Annotated in this window: 19 protein-coding genes; 11 read left to right on the forward strand and 8 right to left on the reverse strand. The window is 70.3% G+C overall.

Features of this window, described 5'->3' with window-relative positions; all coding sequences use genetic code 11:
- Nucleotides 1–33: 33 nt before the first annotated feature.
- Complete coding sequence (locus tag ACWIF2_RS35825; protein WP_454365222.1) at nt 34–1554, reverse strand: S8 family peptidase; 1521 nt, start codon at nt 1552–1554, stop codon at nt 34–36.
- 69 nt (nt 1555–1623) lie between these two features.
- Complete coding sequence (locus ACWIF2_RS35830; protein WP_454365224.1) at nt 1624–3153, reverse strand: S8 family serine peptidase; 1530 nt, start codon at nt 3151–3153, stop codon at nt 1624–1626.
- A gap of 256 nt (nt 3154–3409) precedes the next feature.
- Here ACWIF2_RS35830 and ACWIF2_RS35835 point away from each other — a divergent pair, with 256 nt between their 5' ends.
- From ACWIF2_RS35835 to moaA, 3 genes are all read left to right on the forward strand, one after another.
- Complete coding sequence (locus tag ACWIF2_RS35835) at nt 3410–3766, forward strand: DUF485 domain-containing protein (protein ID WP_454365226.1); 357 nt, start codon at nt 3410–3412, stop codon at nt 3764–3766.
- Entirely contained in the window at nt 3763–5388 is a 1626-nt protein-coding gene (locus ACWIF2_RS35840; RefSeq protein ID WP_454365228.1) for a solute symporter family protein, read from the forward strand. Before ACWIF2_RS35835 ends, ACWIF2_RS35840 begins: the two co-directional genes overlap by 4 nt.
- Nucleotides 5389–5559: 171 nt before the next feature.
- On the forward strand, nt 5560–6549 hold the full coding sequence (moaA, locus tag ACWIF2_RS35845; protein ID WP_454365230.1) for a GTP 3',8-cyclase MoaA: 990 nt from the start codon (nt 5560–5562) through the stop codon (nt 6547–6549).
- A 53-nt stretch (nt 6550–6602) separates the two neighbouring features.
- Here moaA and ACWIF2_RS35850 read toward each other — a convergent pair whose 3' ends face one another.
- Nucleotides 6603–6818 (reverse strand): hypothetical protein, encoded by a 216-nt coding sequence (locus ACWIF2_RS35850; RefSeq protein ID WP_454365231.1) that lies wholly within the window; start codon nt 6816–6818, stop codon nt 6603–6605.
- A 207-nt stretch (nt 6819–7025) separates the two neighbouring features.
- Nucleotides 7026–7421: a DUF3099 domain-containing protein gene (locus ACWIF2_RS35855; RefSeq protein WP_454365233.1), complete on the reverse strand. Its 396-nt coding sequence runs from the start codon at nt 7419–7421 to the stop codon at nt 7026–7028.
- Nucleotides 7422–7665: 244 nt separating this feature from the next.
- Between ACWIF2_RS35855 and ACWIF2_RS35860 the strand changes: the two genes are divergently transcribed.
- Nucleotides 7666–7941, forward strand: coding sequence for a GlsB/YeaQ/YmgE family stress response membrane protein (locus ACWIF2_RS35860; protein WP_454365249.1), 276 nt, complete (start codon nt 7666–7668; stop codon nt 7939–7941).
- 63 nt (nt 7942–8004) lie between these two features.
- On the opposite strand, the gene tyrS is transcribed toward ACWIF2_RS35860, so the two are convergent.
- From tyrS to ACWIF2_RS35875, 3 genes are all read right to left on the reverse strand, one after another.
- Nucleotides 8005–9273: a tyrosine--tRNA ligase gene (gene tyrS / locus ACWIF2_RS35865; RefSeq protein WP_454365235.1), complete on the reverse strand. Its 1269-nt coding sequence runs from the start codon at nt 9271–9273 to the stop codon at nt 8005–8007.
- A gap of 72 nt (nt 9274–9345) precedes the next feature.
- Nucleotides 9346–10740 (reverse strand): metallopeptidase TldD-related protein, encoded by a 1395-nt coding sequence (locus ACWIF2_RS35870; RefSeq protein WP_454365237.1) that lies wholly within the window; start codon nt 10738–10740, stop codon nt 9346–9348.
- The gene (locus ACWIF2_RS35875) at nt 10737–12260 is read right to left on the reverse strand and encodes a TldD/PmbA family protein (protein WP_454365238.1); all 1524 of its coding nucleotides are present in this window, start codon (nt 12258–12260) and stop codon (nt 10737–10739) included. The genes ACWIF2_RS35870 and ACWIF2_RS35875 overlap by 4 nt, the downstream gene beginning before the upstream one ends.
- Before the next feature lie 273 nt (nt 12261–12533).
- On the opposite strand from ACWIF2_RS35875, the gene fabG reads away from it, so the two are divergent.
- From fabG to ACWIF2_RS35890, 3 genes are all read left to right on the forward strand, one after another.
- Nucleotides 12534–13253 (forward strand): 3-oxoacyl-[acyl-carrier-protein] reductase, encoded by a 720-nt coding sequence (gene fabG, locus ACWIF2_RS35880; protein ID WP_454365240.1) that lies wholly within the window; start codon nt 12534–12536, stop codon nt 13251–13253.
- A gap of 5 nt (nt 13254–13258) precedes the next feature.
- Nucleotides 13259–14026: an enoyl-ACP reductase FabI gene (gene fabI / locus ACWIF2_RS35885; protein ID WP_432959067.1), complete on the forward strand. Its 768-nt coding sequence runs from the start codon at nt 13259–13261 to the stop codon at nt 14024–14026.
- Between the two features lie 161 nt (nt 14027–14187).
- Entirely contained in the window at nt 14188–14541 is a 354-nt protein-coding gene (locus ACWIF2_RS35890) for a hypothetical protein (protein ID WP_454365241.1), read from the forward strand.
- Here the strand turns inward: ACWIF2_RS35890 and ACWIF2_RS35895 are convergent.
- Entirely contained in the window at nt 14519–15211 is a 693-nt protein-coding gene (locus ACWIF2_RS35895) for a FadR/GntR family transcriptional regulator (protein WP_454365243.1), read from the reverse strand. The genes ACWIF2_RS35890 and ACWIF2_RS35895 overlap by 23 nt on opposite strands.
- Before the next feature lie 79 nt (nt 15212–15290).
- On the opposite strand from ACWIF2_RS35895, the gene ACWIF2_RS35900 reads away from it, so the two are divergent.
- The 4 genes from ACWIF2_RS35900 (at nt 15291) to ACWIF2_RS35915 (ending at nt 17745) form a co-directional block, all read left to right on the forward strand.
- Nucleotides 15291–16604, forward strand: a complete 1314-nt coding sequence (locus ACWIF2_RS35900) for a CynX/NimT family MFS transporter (RefSeq protein WP_454365245.1) — start codon at nt 15291–15293, stop codon at nt 16602–16604.
- Between the two features lie 66 nt (nt 16605–16670).
- Entirely contained in the window at nt 16671–16787 is a 117-nt protein-coding gene (locus ACWIF2_RS35905; protein WP_104779641.1) for an SGM_5486 family transporter-associated protein, read from the forward strand.
- 167 nt (nt 16788–16954) lie between these two features.
- Nucleotides 16955–17161 carry a hypothetical protein gene (locus tag ACWIF2_RS35910; protein WP_399020066.1) on the forward strand — a complete coding sequence of 69 codons (207 nt, stop codon included), beginning with the start codon at nt 16955–16957 and terminating at the stop codon, nt 17159–17161.
- 65 nt (nt 17162–17226) lie between these two features.
- Complete coding sequence (locus ACWIF2_RS35915; protein ID WP_454365247.1) at nt 17227–17745, forward strand: SixA phosphatase family protein; 519 nt, start codon at nt 17227–17229, stop codon at nt 17743–17745.
- The last annotated feature ends 112 nt before the right edge of the window (nt 17746–17857 follow it).

Raw genomic sequence — 17857 nt, forward strand, 5'->3', positions numbered from 1 at the left:
CCCCGCCCGGCCCGGACCGCCTTCACACGAGCTCTACTTGGTCACCGCGTCCAGCGCGTCCGCGATGCCCCAGCCGTAGAAACCGTTGCGGTTCTTGGAGCCCTCGCACACCGCGTCGATCTTGCCGTCGGCGTCGATGTCGTACGGGTCCGTGCACGGCGTGGCGTCGGCCTCCGCGTACAGCAGGGCCTTCACCAGGGCCGGGGAAGCGTACGGGTGCGTCGACTTGATGAGGGCGGCGACGCCCGCGACATGCGGGGACGCCATCGACGTGCCGGCCATGTAGCCCCACTTGCCGCCCGGCAGCGTGCCGAGGATCAGCCCGCTCGTGGCCGGCGCCTCCGGCTTCTGGTAGGCGGTCGAGTCGCCGCCCGGGGCGGCGATGTCGGCGACGCCCAGCCCGTAGTTGGAGAAGGACGACTTGATGCCCTTCGCGCCCGTCGAGGCGACCGTGACGACACCCGGCAGCTGGGTCGGGATGTCGAGGCACTCCGAGGGGTCGACGGTGCGGTCACCGGGCGTGGTGTCGTTCGGGGACGACGGGTCGGTGATCTCGTCGGCCGAGAGGTCGTAGTTCTCGTTGCCCGCCGCCGCGACGTTGACCGCGCCCTTCTTCTCCGCGTACCGGGAGGCCCGGCCGACCGCGTCCAGGAGCGCCTTCTGGTCCGGGTCGTCACCGCAGTTGAAGTACCAGGGGTCGGTGTAATAGCTGTTGTTGGTGACGTCGACCCCGTGCTCCGCCGCCCACACGAAGCCGCACACCACGGCCTCCGTGTAGAAGAAGCCGTCCGGGTTGGACACCTTGATGCCGGAGACCTTCACCCCGGGCGCGACACCGGTCATACCGACGCCGTTCTTGGCGGCCGCGATCTCACCCGCCACATGGGTGCCGTGCGGGCTCTCCGCGGCGCTCGGCCGCCAGGCCCCGTCGGCCGTGTCCGGCTTGCCCGACACACAGTTGACCGACGCCTTGCGGTCGAAGTTGGGCGCGATGTCGGGGTGCGTGTCGTCGACGCCCGTGTCGATCACGGCGACCGTGACCTTCTTGCTGCCCAGCGACTTCTCGTGCGCCCTGTCCGCCTTGATGGCCGGCAGGTCCCACTGCTGGGGCTGGAGCGGGTCCTGCCCGGCGGGGGCCTCGGCCTCGGCGACCTCGGCCGCGCTCAGCGCCTTCGGCGTGCCCAGGTCGCCCGTCGTCGCCGTGGGCAGTGGCTTGGTGCGGGTGGCACCGGCCGACTGGACGCCGCGCACCTTGCGGACGGTCTTGGCGAAGTCTGGGTTCGAGGAGTGGACGACGATGACGCCTATCTGGTCGTACGACGTCACGATCGTGCCCCCGGCCTTGCCGACGGCCTTCTTCACATACGCCGAAGTGCCCTGCCCCGGCTTGACGTTGACCACGTAGCTGAGCGGGGTCGCGTCGGCCGAGACCGCCGCGGGGGCGTCGTCGGCGGCCGTGGCCGTGGTGTTCGGCAGGAACGCGAGGGCCGTGGCCATGGCCATCCCGGCCGGGATCGCGACGGCGCGGCGGTAGCGCGCGTGCGGCGCTGTCATGGTGTCTCCAGAATGTTCGCGGTACGAGCTGACGGAGCTGACGGTGCGTGAACTCTCAGGATGCACAGGTCACTTGACCGCGCGCAGCGCGTTGACGATGCCGTATCCGTAGAAGCCGTTGAGGCGCTTGCCGCCCTCGCACGTGGCGTCCTGGGTGCCGTCGCCGTCCTGGTCGTAGGACTCGGGGCAGGCGGTCCGGTCGGCCTGCGCCTTCAGCAGCGCCTGGAGCTGGGCCGCAGACGCCTTGGGGTGCTTGGACTTCAGCAGCGCGGCGACACCGGAGGCGTGCGGGGAGGCCATCGAGGTGCCCTGGAGGAAGCCCCACGTGCCGCCCGGCATCGTGGACAGGATGCGGCCGTTCTTCGAGGGCGTGTCGGGTATCTGGTAGCGCCCGTCACCGCCCGGCGCCGCGACGTCGACGACGCCCTTGCCGTACGTCGAGAAGTACGACTTGACGCTGTTGACGCCCGTCGAGCTCACCGTGACGACACCCGGCAGCTGGTTCGGCACGTCGAAGCACTCGTGCGGGTCGATGGTGCGCTCGACGGGGGTGGAGTCGTCCGGGCTGGAGTCGTCGACGATCGCGTCCGAGTCCAGGTCGTGGTTGGAGTTGCCCGCCGCGGCGACGTTGAGCGTGCCCTTCTTCTGGGCGTACAGCTGCGCCCTGTTGACCGCGTCGACGATGGCCCGCTGGTCCGGATCGTCCATGCAGTTGTACAGCCAGGGATCGACGTAATAGCTGTTGTTCGTGATCTCGACGCCGTGGTCGGCGGCGAACACGAAGGCGCACACGACGCTCTCCGGGTAGAAGAGGCCGTTGGCCCGGTCGGTGACGTTGATGCTGGAGACCTTCACACCGGGGGCGACGCCCGCCACGCCTATGCCGTTGCGGGCGGCGGCTATCTCACCGGCGACATGCGTGCCGTGGTAGTCCTCGGGGGTGTACGGCCGCCAGGCGCCCTCACTGGTGTCGGGCTTGCCCCCGGCGCAGTTGGCGGACTGCGCCGCGGAGAAGTTCGGGGCGATGTCCGGGTGCGTGTCGTCGACGCCGGTGTCGATCACGGCGACGGTGACCTTGCTGCTGCCCGGGTTGATCTTCGCGGCCTTGTCGGCGCCGATGGCCCGCAGATCCCACTGGTCGGCTTCGAGCGGCTCGCTCTCGGGCGTCTTCGCCGAGGCGGCCTCGACCCGCGCGGCCTGGGCGCCGGTCAGATACTGCGCCGCGCCCTCCTCCTTCGTCCCCGCCGCGGTCAGCGGCGTCGTCCGCGTCGCACCCGCCGACTGGACACCGCGCGCCTTGCGCACGGTCTTGGCGAAGTCGGGGTTCGAGGAGTGGACGACGATCACGCCGATCCGCTCGTACGTGGTCACGACCGAGCCGCCGGCCGCGCCGATCGCCTTCTTCACCGACGCGATCGTGCGACGGTCCACCTTGGTGTTGACGACGTACGCCAGCTTCGGCGCGTCCGCCGAGGGCGCGGCGGACTCCGCGCGCGGGGCGGCCGACGCGGCAGCCGGCAGGAAGCCCAGCGAGGCCGTCAACGACAGCACGACGGGCACGGCGAGGGCGAGCCGGCGTCTGGAACGCAGCTGAGACATGGGGTCTCCACATCATCCGGAAACGAAACCGGCCCGAGGCACAGGTGGTGCTCGGGCAGGTACATGACGGGGTGGTGCAGGGCGAAGCTATCCCGCGCTCTCGCTGGCCAGCAACGTTTTGTCGAAACGACTTCGGAAAGAACGCCGGGCAGTTGAACCGGTTCTCGCGTGCCGCCGTGACGTTGAGCAGGGAGCGCGAGGACACTCGCCTCCGTCCCCGTCGAAAACCGCTTCCGTCGTCACGAGGAGACTCTCCGTGTCCACCGATGCACCGCCCCCCTCGAAAGAGCAACACAAACTCCCCTCACCCGAGGAGTTCGCCGAGGTGCAGGAGAGCGCGGAGTTCGGTGAACTGCGCCGCTCCTACCGCTCCTTCGCCTTTCCGCTGACCGTCGCCTTCATCGCCTGGTACCTGCTGTACGTGCTGCTGTCGAACTACGCGGGCGGCTTCATGGGCACCAAGCTGTTCGGCAACATCAACGTCGCCTTCGTCCTCGGCGTCGCCCAGTTCATCACCACGTTCCTCATCGCCTGGTGGTACTCGCGGCACGCCGCCGTGAAGCTCGACCCCAAGGCCGAGGCCATCAAGTCCCGGATGGAGGGCGGCGCATGAGCACCGCACAGCAGACCCTGCTCGCCGCGAACGAGGCCAGCGAGCACCGGCCGCTGATCATCACCCTGTTCGCGCTGTTCGTCCTGGCCACGCTCGGCATCACCATCTGGGCCGGCCGCCAGACCAAGGACGCCGCCGACTTCTACGCGGGCGGCCGCCAGTTCAGCGCCTTCCAGAACGGCCTCGCCGTCTCCGGCGACTACATGTCGGCCGCGTCCTTCCTGGGCATCGCGGGCGCGATCGCCCTCTTCGGCTACGACGGCTTCCTGTACTCCATCGGCTTCCTGGTCGCCTGGCTGGTCGCCCTCCTCCTGGTGGCCGAGCCGCTGCGCAACTCCGGCCGCTACACCATGGGCGACGTGCTCGCGTACCGGATGCGCCAGCGCCCGGTCCGCACCGCCGCCGGTACCTCCACGATCGTCGTGTCGATCTTCTACCTGCTGGCCCAGATGGCCGGTGCGGGCGTCCTCGTCTCGCTGCTGCTCGGCATCACCTCCGACGCGGGCAAGATCCTCATCGTCGCCCTCGTCGGCATCCTGATGATCGTGTACGTCTCCATCGGCGGTATGAAGGGCACCACCTGGGTCCAGATGGTGAAGGCCGTGCTGCTCATCGGCGGCACCATCCTGATCACCTTCCTGGTGCTGCTGAAGTTCAACTTCAACATCTCCGACCTGCTCGGCACGGCCGCCGAGAACAGCGGCAAGGGCGCCGCCTTCCTGGAGCCCGGCCTCCAGTACGGCATGACCGGCACCTCCAAGCTGGACTTCGTCTCCCTGGGCATCGCCCTGGTGCTCGGCACGGCCGGCCTGCCGCACATCCTGATCCGCTTCTACACGGTGCCCGACGCCAAGGCCGCCCGTAAGTCGGTGAACTGGGCGATCGGCATCATCGGCGGCTTCTACCTGATGACCATCGCCCTCGGCTTCGGCGCCGCCGCGCTGATCTCCCAGGACGAGATCATCGCGTCCAACCCGTCGGGCAACACGGCGGCGCCCCTGCTCGCCCTGCACCTCGGCGGTGTCGACTCGACCTGGGGCGCGATCCTGCTCGCCACGATCTCGGCGGTCGCCTTCGCGACGATCCTCGCCGTCGTCGCCGGTCTCACCCTCGCCTCGTCGTCGTCCTTCGCGCACGACATCTACGCCAACGTCATCCGCAAGGGGAAGGCGTCCGGCGCCGAGGAGGTCCGCGCGGCCCGCTGGGCGACCGTCTTCATCGGCGTCGTCTCCATCGGCCTCGGCGCCCTCGCCCGCGATCTGAACGTGGCCGGCCTGGTCGCGCTCGCCTTCGCGGTCGCGGCCTCCGCCAACCTGCCGACGATCCTCTACAGCCTGTTCTGGAAGCGCTTCACCACCCAGGGCGCCCTGTGGTCGATCTACGGCGGTCTGATCGTCGCCGTCGGGCTGGTGCTGTTCTCGCCCGTCGTCTCCGGCGACCCCAAGGCGATGTTCCCCGAGGTGGACTTCGCCTGGTTCCCGCTGAAGAACCCGGGCATCATCTCCATCCCCTTCGGCTTCCTCATGGGCTGGCTCGGCACCGTCCTGTCCAAGGAGGAGCCGGACGCCAAGAAGTACGCCGAGCTGGAGGTCAGGTCCCTGACCGGCACCGGCGCCCACTGAGCACCAACCCCCTCGCGCGGCCGCGTCGTAGGAACCCCCAGGTCCCTCCGAAGCGGCCGCGCTCCACGTCGTGGGATCGGGTCTGTGGAGTTGTCAGTGCGGTCACGTAGGCTCGCAGGTGTCGGAGAGGAAGTGCTCCGGGCACGATCCGCGTCGAGGGAGGGGGCCCACGTGCTCATCGACACCTACGGCCGAGTGGCCACCGACCTGAGGGTCTCGCTGACCGACCGGTGCAATCTGCGCTGCACCTACTGCATGCCCGAGGAGGGCCTGCAGTGGCTGGCCAAGCCGGATCTGCTCACGGACGACGAGATCGTCCGGCTGATCGACATCGCGGTCACGTCCCTCGGTATCGAGGAGGTCCGCTTCACCGGCGGCGAGCCCCTGCTGCGCCCCGGCCTGGCCGGCATCGTCGAGCGCGTCGCGGCCCTGGAAAAGCGCCCCCAGATGTCGTTGACCACCAACGGCATCGGCCTCAAGCGCACGGCGGCCGCACTGAAGGCGGCGGGCCTGGACCGGGTCAACGTCTCCCTCGACACGCTCCGCCCGGACGTCTTCAAGACCCTCACCCGCCGCGACCGCCACAAGGACGTCATCGAGGGCCTGCACGCGGCCCGCGACGCCGGCCTGACCCCGGTCAAGGTCAACTCGGTCCTGATGCCGGGTCTCAACGACGACGAGGCCCCGGACCTCCTCGCCTGGGCCGTGGAGCACGACTACGAGCTGCGCTTCATCGAGCAGATGCCCCTGGACGCCCAGCACGGCTGGAAGCGCGACGGCATGATCACGGCAGGCGACATCCTGACCTCCCTGCGCACCCGCTTCGAGCTGACCGCCGAGGGAGAGGAGAAGCGCGGCTCGGCCCCGGCGGAGCGCTGGCTGGTGAACGGCGGGCCGCATGTGGTCGGCGTCATCGCCTCCGTCACCCGCCCCTTCTGCGCGGCCTGCGACCGCACCCGCCTCACCGCCGACGGTCAGGTACGCACCTGCCTCTTCGCCCAGGAGGAAACAGACCTCCGCGCCGCCCTCCGCTCCGACGCCCCGGACGAGGAGATCGCCCGCATCTGGCGCCTGGCGATGTGGGGCAAGAAGGCGGGAGCGGGCCTGGACGACCCGACATTCGTACAGCCGGACCGTCCGATGTCAGCGATCGGTGGTTAAGGGCTTCAGGGGCGTGGGGAACTGCGCGATCAGCCCCCACGAGCCGAATGACGTCAGACGTCCTTCGCTTCCCATTCCTTCAGAAGAACCACGTCTTTCAAAAACCCCCGCACTCCGAGGAACTGCGACAAATGCTCGCGATGCTCCTCACACGCGAGCCACGTCTTGCGCCGCTCCGGCGTATGGATCTTCGGGTTGTTCCACGCAAGCACCCACACCGCATCGACGCGGCAACCCTTCGCGGAACAGATGGGCGTCTCGTCACTCACAGCTTCTTCTCACCAGAAAAGGCGACGCCGAGCAGCCACGGGGGGAGCTGCCCGGCGTCGGTCCGTCGCTCCGACGGGGGATGCGGAGCGCGTACGAAGTATGTCACGGGTAACCCCGACCCCGGCACCTGAACAACATGATTGATCTGAGCTTTTCTTGAGCTTGGCGGGAAGATGACTTCCGTTTGTGACCGCCCCCGGACGCCCCTACCGCTCCCGCGAATCGGTCTTCGCACCCGGCGCCTGCCCGGACACCGCATCTTCCGCGGCAGATTCCGCGGAACCGTCCTGTGCCTCCGGCGGCGCGATCATCGGCCGCGTCGGCGCCGCCACGAACGTCGACGGCAGAGACGGCGCGTTCTCGCGCCCGGCGTTCGCGATCACCACCGCGATGTACGGCAGGACCAGCCCGAGCACCAACGCCACGATGGCGACGTGCCGTTCGACGTTCCACAACGTGGCCGCGAGGATCACGGAGATCGTGCGGACCGTCATCGAGATCACGTACCGGCGCTGCCGCCCGCGTACGTCCTCCTGAAGTCCCGTCCGGGCGCCGGTGATCCGGAAAACCTGGACGTTGCCGCCGCCGTGTTGCTTCCGCATCGCATTCCACCATCCGCCCGTATCGGACTCTCCCCGCCCCGTGGCCGCCCTGGGCCGGCCGGGGAAGCTGACCAGGGCAGCTCCCACGTTACGCCGCGGCTGCGCCCGCTACGAGACCGGGGCCCGTCCGGCCGAGGCGAAGGGCGTGCGCCGTGGCGCGTACGGCCTTCCCCGGCATGCGGCGTACCGCACCTGGGCCGACACTGGCCGTAGAGCTCACGTCAAGCCGTACGAGGAGGCAGCGATGGGCTGGTTGTGGGCGATCATCGTGGGACTGGTACTCGGCCTGCTGGCCAAGGCGATCATTCCGGGCAAGCAGCACCTGCCCCTGTGGCTGACCGTCATCCTGGGCATCATCGGAGGCATCGCCGGCAACGCCATCGCCCGGTCGGCCGGTGTCGACGCCACATCGGGCATCGACTGGTGGCGGCATGTCTTCCAGCTGGCCATGGCGATCATCCTCGTCGGCCTCGGGGACAAGGCCTGGACGACGGCACGGGGAGACAGACAGCGGGCGTGACGGCGGGGCGCACGGCGAAGGGAGCCGCCTCCGCACCGGAGACGACCCCCTTCTCACGCATGCTCAGCCGCTCGTGACCTCGACCGCCGCCAGGTTCTTCTTGCCCCGGCGCAGCACCAGCCAGCGCCCCTGCAGCAGGTCCTCCTTGGCGGGGACCGCGTCCTCGCCGGCGACCTTGACGTTGTTCACGTAGGCGCCGCCCTCCTTGACCGTGCGGCGCGCGGCCGACTTGCTGGCCACCAGGCCGACCTCGGCGAACAGGTCGACGACCGGGCCCAGCTCGGAGACCTGGATGTGCGGCACCTCCGACAGGGCCGCGGCCAGCGTCTTCTCGTCCAGCTCCGCCAGCTCGCCCTGCCCGAAGAGGGCCTTGGACGCGGCGATCACGGCGGCCGTCTGGTCCGCGCCGTGCACCAGCGTCGTCAGCTCCTCGGCGAGCGCCCGCTGCGCGGCCCGGGCCTGGGGACGCTCCTCGGTCTGCCGCTCCAGCTCCTCCAGCTCCTCGCGGGAACGGAAGGACAGGATGCGCATGTACTTCGAGATGTCCCGGTCGTCCACGTTCAGCCAGAACTGGTAGAACGCGTACGGCGTCGTCATCTCCGGGTCGAGCCAGACGGCGCCGCCCTCGGTCTTGCCGAACTTGGTGCCGTCCGCCTTGGTCATCAGCGGCGTCGCCAGGGCGTGCACCGCGGCGTCCGGCTCCAGGCGGTGGATCAGGTCCAGGCCCGCCGTGAGGTTTCCCCACTGGTCGCTGCCGCCCTGCTGGAGCGTGCAGCCGTAGCGCCGGTAGAGCTGCAGGAAGTCCATGCCCTGCAGGAGCTGGTAGCTGAACTCCGTGTAGCTGATGCCCTCGGAGGACTCCAGGCGCCGGGCCACGGAGTCCTTGGTCAGCATCTTGTTGACGCGGAAGTGCTTGCCGATGTCCCGCAGGAACTCGATCGCGGAGAGGTTCTCCGTCCAGTCGAGGTTGTTGACCATGACGGCCGCGTTCTCGCCCTCGAAGGTCAGGAACGGCTCGATCTGGGAACGCAGCTTGCCGACCCAGCCGGTCACCGTCTCCGGGTCGTTCAGCGTGCGCTCCGCCGTCGGACGCGGGTCGCCGATCAGGCCCGTGGCACCGCCGACCAGCGCCAGCGGCCGGTGACCGGCCTGCTGGAGCCGCCGCACGGTGAGCACCTGCACCAGGTGCCCCACGTGCAGCGACGGCGCCGTCGGGTCGAAGCCGCAATAGAACGTGACGGGACCGTCCGCGAGCGCCTTGCGCAAAGCGTCCTCGTCAGTGGACAGGGCGAACAGCCCGCGCCACTTCAGCTCGTCGACGATGTCCGTCACGGTTCTCGTATCTCCTTGAGCGGGCCCGTGTGGAGCGGGCCCGATTGATTGGGCTCGTAATCAGGTACGAGGTTATACGCCCTGGCTGACAGAGCTCATATTGAAGTCCGGCACCCGCAGGGCCGGCATCGCGGCCCTGGTGAACCAGTCGCTCCATTCCCTCGGCAGCGTCTTCTCCGTCCGCCCGGCCTCTGTCACCCGGCCCAGCAGACCGACCGGCGTCTCGTTGAACCGGAAGTTGTTCACCTCGCCGGTCACCTCGCCGTTCTCGACCAGGTAGACACCGTCCCGGGTCAGGCCCGTCAGCAGCAGCGAGGCCGGGTCGACCTCGCGGATGTACCACAGGCAGGTCAGCAGCAGCCCGCGCTCGGTGGCGGCGACCATCTCGTCCAGGGAGCGGTCCTCGCCCCCGTCCAGGATCACGTTGTCGATGCCCGGCGCCACCGGCAGACCGGTCAGGCCCGCGCTGTGGCGGCTGGTCGTCAGATGCCGCAGCTCTCCCTCGCGCATCCACTCGGTGGCCGCCAGCGGCAGTCCGTTGTCGAACACCGACTCGTCGCCCCCGGAGGAGTGCGCGATCACGAAGGGCGCCGACTCCAGGCCGGGCTCGTTCGGGTCGCCGCGCAGGGTCAGCGGCAGATCGGTCAGCTTCTCGCCGACCCGCGTGCCCCCGCCCGGCTTGGAGAACACCGTGCGGCCCTCCACCGCGTCCCGGCCCGACGCCGACCACAGCTGGTAGATCAGCAGGTCCGCCACGGCCGACGGCGGCAGCAGCGTCTCGTACCGCCCCGCGGGCAGCTCCACGCGCCGCTCGGCCCACCCGAGGCGCACGGCCAGCTCCGCGTCCAGGGCCGCCGGGTCGACGTCCTTGAAGTCCCGGGTGGAGCGCCCGGCCCACGCGGACCGGGTCCGGTCCGGTGACTTGGCGTTCAGCTCCAGCGTCCCGTTCGGCTGGTCGTGCCGCAGCCGCAGCCCCGTGGAGGTGCCCAGGTACGTCGACACCAGTTCGTGGTTGGCGAACCCGTACAGCTCCCGGCCGCCGGCACGCGCGCGTGCGAAGGCCTCGCCGAGCGCCGGCGCGAAGTCGGCGAACACCGCGGAGGAGGTCTCGACGGGCGCCTCCGTGAACTCCGGGCTCGCGGCCACGCCCGTGACCAGCGGCTGGGCGTCCTCGGCGGGCCCGGCACCGCGCGCGGCCGCCTCGGCTGCCCGCACCAGGGGCTCCAGCTCGTCGGCGGTCACGGCGGACCGTGACACGACCCCCGAGGCCGTGCCCTCCTTGCCGTCGACCGTGGCGACGACGGTGAGCGTGCGCCCGCGCGTGACGCCGTTGGTGGTCAGGGCGTTGCCCGCCCAGCGCAGGTTGGCGGTGGACTGCTCGTCGGCGATGACGACACAGCCGTCCGCCCGGGACAGTTCGAGGGCGCGCTCGACGACCTCGTGCGGCTTGCTGGAACGCGCGCTCATCGACCGGCCTCCTGCGTGGTGTTGAGGATGTTGACGCCCTTGAAGAGGGCCGACGGGCAGCCGTGCGACACGGCCGCCACCTGGCCCGGCTGGGCCTTGCCGCAGTTGAAGGCGCCGCCCAGGACGTAGGTCCCCGGACCGCCGACGGCGGACATGGAGCCCCAGAAGTCGGTGGTCGTCGCCTGGTAGGCCACGTCCCGCAGCTGCCCGGCGAGCCGCCCGTTCTCGATCCGGTAGAAGCGCTGACCCGTGAACTGGAAGTTGTAGCGCTGCATGTCGATCGACCAGGACCGGTCGCCGACGACGTAGATGCCCCGCTCCACGCCCCCGATCAGATCCTCGGTCGACATCCCGGCGGGGTCTGGCTTCAGCGACACGTTTGCCATGCGCTGCACGGGCACGTGCCCGGGGGAGTCGGCGTAGGCGCAGCCGTTGGAGCGCTCGAACCCGGTCAGCCGCGCGATCCGCCGGTCCAGCTGGTAGCCGACGAGCGTGCCGTCCTTGACGAGGTCCCAGGACTGGCCCTCGACACCCTCGTCGTCGTACCCGATCGTGGCTAGCCCGTGCTCGGCGGTGCGGTCGCCGGTGACGTTCATCAGCTCCGAGCCGTACCGCAACTTGCCCAGCTGGTCGAACGTGGCGAACGAGGTGCCCGCGTAGGCGGCCTCGTAGCCGAGCGCCCGGTCCAGCTCGGTGGCGTGCCCGATGGACTCGTGGATGGTCAGCCACAGGTTGGACGGGTCGACGACCAGGTCGTACAGGCCCGGATCGACGCTCGGCGCGCGCATCTTCTCGGCGAGCAGCTCCGGGATCCGCTCCAGCTCGTCCTCCCAGTCCCAGCCGGTGCCCCGCAGGTACTCCCAGCCGCGTCCCGCGGGCGGCGCGAGGGTGCGCATCGAGTCGAACTCGCCGGTCGACTCGTCCACCGACACGGCGTTGAACACCGGGTGCAGCCGGACCCGCTGCTGCGTGGTCACCGTGCCCGCGGTGTCGGCGTAGAACTTGTTCTCGTGGACGGTGAGCAGCGAGGCGTCGACATGGTCGACCCCGTCGGCCGCCAGCAGCCGCGCGCTCCAGTCCGCGATCAGCCCGGCCTTCTCCTCGTCGGGCACGGTGAGCGGATCGATCTCGTACGACGAGACCCACGTCTTCTCGGCGTGCACCGGCTCACCGGCCAGCTCCACGCGCTCGTCCGACCCGGCCGCCTTGATCACCTGGGCGGACAGCTTGGCCATGGCCACGGCCTGCCCGGCGACCTTGGCGGCGGCGTCCAGGCTGAGGTCCACACCGGAGGCGAAACCCCACGTCCCGCCGTGCACGACGCGCACCGCGTAGCCGAGGTCGGTGGTGTCCGACGACCCGGCGGGCTTGGCGTCCCGGAACCGCCAGGAGGCGCCCCGCACCCGCTCGAACCGGAAGTCCGCGTGCTCGGCACCGAGCGCACGCGCGCGTGCCAGGGCCGCGTCGGCGAGGGGGCGTAGGGGGAGGGCCGTGAAGGCCTCGTCGATGGTATGAGGCACCGCCGTCTCTTTCTGTCGAGGTGAGCGTGGTTGCCGTACTACGTGACTGCTCCGATCATGTCCTCCATCCCGCGCGCGGGCCACGAGTTTCCGTACCCCGGGTGCGTGGCTTTCTGTAGGGACCCGACAGTGAGTCCCGTACGCCACTGTCGGTGCCCGATTGTCCGCGGGCGTGCCCGGACCGATAGGTTTTCGATGAAGCCGCCTGTCATCGCCGTCTGTCGTCCAGGCGCCCGGGCGGGCGTATCAGACCGCTATCGAAAGGGTGATCCGTTGAGCCGCTCGGTTCTCGTCACCGGAGGCAACCGGGGCATCGGCCTCGCCATCGCCCGCGCTTTCGCCGATGCCGGCGACAAGGTCGCCATCACGTACCGCTCGGGTGAGCCGCCCGCCGCCCTGACGGATTTGGGCTGCCTGGCCGTCAAGTGCGACATCACCGACCCCGAGCAGGTGGAGCAGGCCTACAAGGAGATCGAGGAGAACCACGGCCCAGTCGAGGTCCTCGTCGCCAACGCCGGCATCACCAAGGACCAGCTCCTGATGCGCATGTCCGAGGAGGACTTCACCTCGGTCATCGACACCAACCTCACCGGCACCTTCCGGGTGGTCAAGCGCGCCAACCGCGGCATGCTGCGGGCCAAGAAGGGCCGCGTCGTCCTGATCTCCTCGGTCGTCGGCCTGTACGGCGGCCCGGGCCAGGCCAACTACGCCGCCTCCAAGGCCGCCCTGGTCGGCTTCGCACGCTCCCTCGCCCGTGAGCTGGGCTCGCGGAACCTCACCTTCAACGTCGTCGCGCCCGGCTTCGTCGACACCGACATGACCAAGGTGCTCTCCGACGAGCAGCGCACGGGCATCGTGGCGCAGATCCCGCTCGGCCGGTACGCCCAGCCGGAGGAGGTCGCCGCGACGGTGCGGTTCCTCGCCTCGGACGACGCCTCGTACATCACTGGAGCCGTCATCCCCGTTGACGGCGGACTGGGAATGGGTCACTGATCACCATGAGCGGAATTCTCGAGGGCAAGCGCGTCCTGATCACCGGTGTGCTGATGGAGTCCTCCATCGCCTTCCATGCCGCCAAGCTGGCCCAGGAGCAGGGTGCCGAGATCATCCTCACGGCGTTCCCGCGGCCCACGCTGACCGAGCGCATCGCCAGGAAGCTGCCCAAGCCCACCAAGGTCATCGAGCTCGACGTCACGAACGACGAGCACCTCGGGCGTCTGGCCGACATCGTCGGCGAGGAGCTCGGCGGCCTCGACGGCGTCGTGCACTCCATCGGCTTCGCCCCGCAGGACGCCCTCGGCGGCAACTTCCTGAACACGCCGTTCGAGTCGGTCGCCACGGCCATGCACGTCTCGGCGTACTCCCTGAAGTCGCTGACCATGGCCTGTCTGCCGCTGATGCAGAACGGCGGTTCCGTCGTCGGTCTGACCTTCGACGCCCAGTACGCCTGGCCGCAGTACGACTGGATGGGCCCGGCCAAGGCCGCCCTGGAGGCCACCAGCCGCTACATGGCCCGTGACCTGGGCAAGCAGAACATCCGCTGCAACCTGGTCTCGGCCGGTCCGATCGGCTCCATGGCCGCCAAGTCCATCCCGGGCTTCGGCGAGCTGGCCGCCGTCTGGGACGACCGTTCGCCGCTCGAGTGGGACCTCAAGGACCCCGAGCCCGCCGGCCGCGGCATCGTCGCGCTGCTGAGCGACTGGTTCCCGAAGACCACGGGCGAGATCATCCACGTGGACGGCGGTCTGCACGCCATCGGAGCCTGATCTCCCGTACGCCGTCGACGCCCCGTTCCCCGCAGCGCGCGGGGAGCGGGGCGTCACCCGTTCGGCCCAGCAGGCCGGGCGGGGGAGGCCCGTGACCGGGCACTCTGGAGTACGCGTTCACCACGCGGTCCCCTCCCCAGCACGGCCGAGGAGGTCCCCTTGTGCGCTTGTCCCGCCGAACGGCCTCACTGTCCGTCGCCGTCGCTCTCGTGCTGGCCCTGGCGTACGAGGCGGTGCCGCACGCGCGCGTGCCCGCCGGCGACGAGCGGGAGCGGGCCGACCCCTTCGGCGCCGCGTGCCGGATCCGCGTCGACGACTCCAGGGTGACCGCGTACTGTCACAACCCCTACCCGGAGACCGACCGTGTGAGCCTGCACGTCGAGTGCGCCCGCTGGTGGGACATCGACACCGACAGCTCCCCGGTGGAGGCCGGGCCCGCGCAGACCGTGCGCCTCAAGGGACGCTGCTGGAAGGAAGTCGGCGGCGCCTGGGTCAGCCACCGGAGGGCGAGCTGATCCCGCCCAGACGGCACAGGAACGGATAGCGGGCCGCCTCCGTCCCCGCCCGGTCCGCGTCCCCCACGCGGATCGCGTCGAGCAGCCGCCCGTGGTCCATGTACGTCTCCGGCGTCAGCTTCTCGCCGACGTCCTCGCGCAGCCAGTCCCGCAGCACCTCGCCCAGGTCGGCGTACATGGCGGTCATCACGTCGTTGTGGGAGGCGGAGACCACGGCCAGGTGGAAGGTCGCGTCCGCGGTCACGAACGCCTCCGCGTCACCCGACTCCCAGGCCTCCTCGCGCCGCAGCAACAGCGCGTCGAGCTGCTTCAGGTCCTTCTCGGTGCGCCGCTCGGCGGCCAGCCGGGCGGCGGACGACTCCAGCGTGGAGCGCAGCTCGGCGATGTGCCGGGGGTCGGCGCCGGCGAACCGCCGCTGCATCACACCGGCCAGCTCACTGGTCGCCACGACATAGGTGCCGGAGCCCTGGCGGATGTCCAGCAGGCCGTTGTGCGCGAGCGCGCGGACGGCTTCACGGACCGTGTTGCGGGCGACGCCGAGCTGCTCGACCAGTTCCGGCTCGGTCGGGATGCGGGAGCCGACCGGCCACTCGCCCGACGTGATCTGGGCCCGCAGCGCGGCGATGACCTGTTCGGAGAGCGCCGAACGACGGGGATGGCTCAGAGGCATGGCTCACCTTCGCACGGCCGGGGCGCCGGACGGCAGCCGAGGAGTGGACGGATTGGACAGTCAATCATCCCATGATTCTATGATGGGCCACATGGCTAGTGAGGAAACCCGGACGATGACGCCCCCGACCGTTCGCAGCTCGGCCGCGCACGACGCCCGGAAACCGGGCGGCCCGTCCACGCGCGCGTGGACGACACGGCTGCTCGTCCTCGGCATCGTGCTGTCCGCCCTGAACCTCCGGCCCGCCATCACCAGCCTCGGCGCCCTCCTGGAGGAGGTCCGCGACGGGCTCGGCATGAGCGGCAGCGTGGCCGGACTGCTCACCTCCGTGCCGCCGCTGTGCTTCGCCGTCTTCGGCGTCATGGCCCCGCGGCTCGCCCGCCGCTTCGGAGCGGGCGCCGTGGTGTGCGCCGGTATGGCCGCCATCGCCACCGGCCTGGCGATCCGGCCGTACGCCGGCGGCACGGCCGGCTTCCTGGCCGCCAGTGCCCTCGCCCTCATGGGTATCGCGGTCAGCAACGTCCTGATGCCGGCCATCGTCAAGCAGTGGTTCCCCGACCGCGTGGGTTCCATGACCGGCGTCTACTCCATGGGACTCGCCCTGGGCACGTCCCTCGCGGCCGCGGTCACTGTGCCCGTCTCCGACGCACTGGGCGGAAGCTGGCAGTCGGGCCTGGCCCTGTGGTCGGGGCTCGCCGTCGCGGCGATCCTGCCGTGGCTGCCGTTCGTACGGCGGCGCCCGGCGGCATCCGGACCGGGACAGCGGGCCGACGGCGACGGGACGACGCGGGACCCGGAGGCGCCGCGGCTGCGGATCACCCGGAGCCGTACCGCCTGGGCGCTGGCCGTCTTCTTCGGGCTCCAGGCCACCGCCGCCTACATCACAATGGGCTGGATGGCGCAGATCTTCCGGGACGCCGGTGTGCCCGCCGGCACCGCCGGGCTGCTGCTGGCGCTCACCATGGCGATGGGCGTGCCCCTGGCCTTCGTCATACCCCGCCTGGCCACGCGGCTGCCGCACCAGGGCCCGATCGTGCTGGCCCTGGGCGTCTGCGGCCTGATCGGCTACGCCGGGCTGTATCTCGCGCCGGCCGGCGGCGCCTGGGCCTGGGCCCTGCTGCTCGGCGTCGCGAACTGCGCCTTCCCGCTCGCCCTCACCATGGTCGGCATGCGGGCCAGGACCGGCCCGGGCGTGGCCCAGCTGTCGGCGTTCGCGCAGAGCACCGGCTACCTCATCTCCATCCCGGGACCGCTCCTGGTGGGCGTCCTCTACCAGCACAGCGGCGGCTGGGGCCTGCCGATCGCGCTGATGAGCGCCCTGATGATCCCGCAGATGGTCGTCGGCTGGCTGGCGGGCCGCGACCGCACGGTGGAGGACGAGGCGGACCGCTGAACCGGCCTCCTCGCGCCGGCTCACCCCGGGGCGTACCGCACTCGGGGTGGGTGCGACACTTGCCCCATGCCAGTGCTCGATCCGAATCCCCAGCATGGTCAGAAGAAGATGCTGCTCGTGTTCGGCGCCTTCTTCGCGATCTTCATCGTCATCGCCGTCATCGCGACGCTCGCCTCGCCGTGACCGGCCCCGGCCCCGCCGATGGTGGGGCTAGCCCCCCTGTCCCCTAGGGGGTGAGGGTCAGGGTCAAGTGGGTGGGTCGCCGGATGGGTTGGCTACCGCGGATTCCGTAACTTCGAGGTGTGGCCGCGAGACGGGGGCCACCGGCCACTCGAAGAGCGGAGGCACCCATGTCGGCCCCTACGCAGACCCCGCCCCACCCGGCGACCCGGTCCGGCGCCGACAGCCGGCTTCCCTGGTGGGCCCTGGCCCTGCCGGCGCTTCTCTTCACCGCGCTGCTCGTCCTGATCCTGAACCCGTCCGGCGCCCACGCGGCCACCGGTGACCCCGTGGTCACGCACCTCTTCGAGCGACTGCAGCAGCTGACAGCCCGCTGAGCACGGCCGAAGCCGGTGGTCAACTCCCTGCGCCCGATGGCGTGTTTCATGCGAAGCTGGATCTCATGAGCGTCGCAGAACCCCGCACGATTGTCCTCTTCCGCCATGCGAAAGCCGACTGGCCACAGGTGACCGATCACGAGCGCCCGCTCGCCGACCGGGGCCGAAAAGACGCGGCGGAGGCCGGGCGCAGGCTGGCCGACACCGGCCTCCCCTTCGACCTGGCCCTGTGCTCCACCGCGGTCCGGACCCGGGAGACCTGGAAGCTCGCCGTCCATGAGTTCCCGCATCGGCCGAAAACCGTATACGAAGAGCGGATCTACGAGGCCTCGCCGGGCGAACTGATCGCCCTGCTCAACGAGACCCCCGACGATGTGCGGAACGTCCTCATGATCGGCCACAACCCGGGCGTCCAGGGCCTCGCCGACATCCTGGCGGGCTCCGCCGAGGACGACGCCCGCGAGCGGATGGACCGCCGCGGGTTCCCAGCCGCCGCCTTCGCCGTCCTGTCGTTCAGCGGCTCGTGGAAGAGCGTGGAGCCGGGCACGGCCGAGCTGCGGGACTACTGGGCGCCGACCGAGTGACCTTCTCCGCGTGACAGTGGGGACGTGACTGGGGGCCCGGCACCGGGTTGCGGGGCAGCGTCGTGGCGATCGGCGACTCGATCACCGACGGGGCGAATTCGACCTGGGGCGC

The organism is Streptomyces sp. NPDC055506 (assembly GCF_053643595.1).

Coding starts and splice junctions, on each gene's coding strand:
- ACWIF2_RS35825 (WP_454365222.1), bottom strand. CDS start 1,554: ATGACAGCGCCGCACGCGCGCTACCGCCGCGCCGTCGCGATCCCGGCC.
- ACWIF2_RS35830 (WP_454365224.1), bottom strand. CDS start 3,153: ATGTCTCAGCTGCGTTCCAGACGCCGGCTCGCCCTCGCCGTGCCCGTC.
- ACWIF2_RS35840 (WP_454365228.1), top strand. CDS start 3,763: ATGAGCACCGCACAGCAGACCCTGCTCGCCGCGAACGAGGCCAGCGAG.
- ACWIF2_RS35855 (WP_454365233.1), bottom strand. CDS start 7,421: ATGCGGAAGCAACACGGCGGCGGCAACGTCCAGGTTTTCCGGATCACC.
- ACWIF2_RS35860 (WP_454365249.1), top strand. CDS start 7,666: ATGGGCTGGTTGTGGGCGATCATCGTGGGACTGGTACTCGGCCTGCTG.
- ACWIF2_RS35870 (WP_454365237.1), bottom strand. CDS start 10,740: ATGAGCGCGCGTTCCAGCAAGCCGCACGAGGTCGTCGAGCGCGCCCTC.
- fabI (WP_432959067.1), top strand. CDS start 13,259: ATGAGCGGAATTCTCGAGGGCAAGCGCGTCCTGATCACCGGTGTGCTG.
- ACWIF2_RS35895 (WP_454365243.1), bottom strand. CDS start 15,211: ATGCCTCTGAGCCATCCCCGTCGTTCGGCGCTCTCCGAACAGGTCATC.
- ACWIF2_RS35900 (WP_454365245.1), top strand. CDS start 15,291: ATGATGGGCCACATGGCTAGTGAGGAAACCCGGACGATGACGCCCCCG.
- ACWIF2_RS35905 (WP_104779641.1), top strand. CDS start 16,671: ATGCCAGTGCTCGATCCGAATCCCCAGCATGGTCAGAAGAAGATGCTG.
- ACWIF2_RS35910 (WP_399020066.1), top strand. CDS start 16,955: ATGTCGGCCCCTACGCAGACCCCGCCCCACCCGGCGACCCGGTCCGGC.
- ACWIF2_RS35915 (WP_454365247.1), top strand. CDS start 17,227: ATGAGCGTCGCAGAACCCCGCACGATTGTCCTCTTCCGCCATGCGAAA.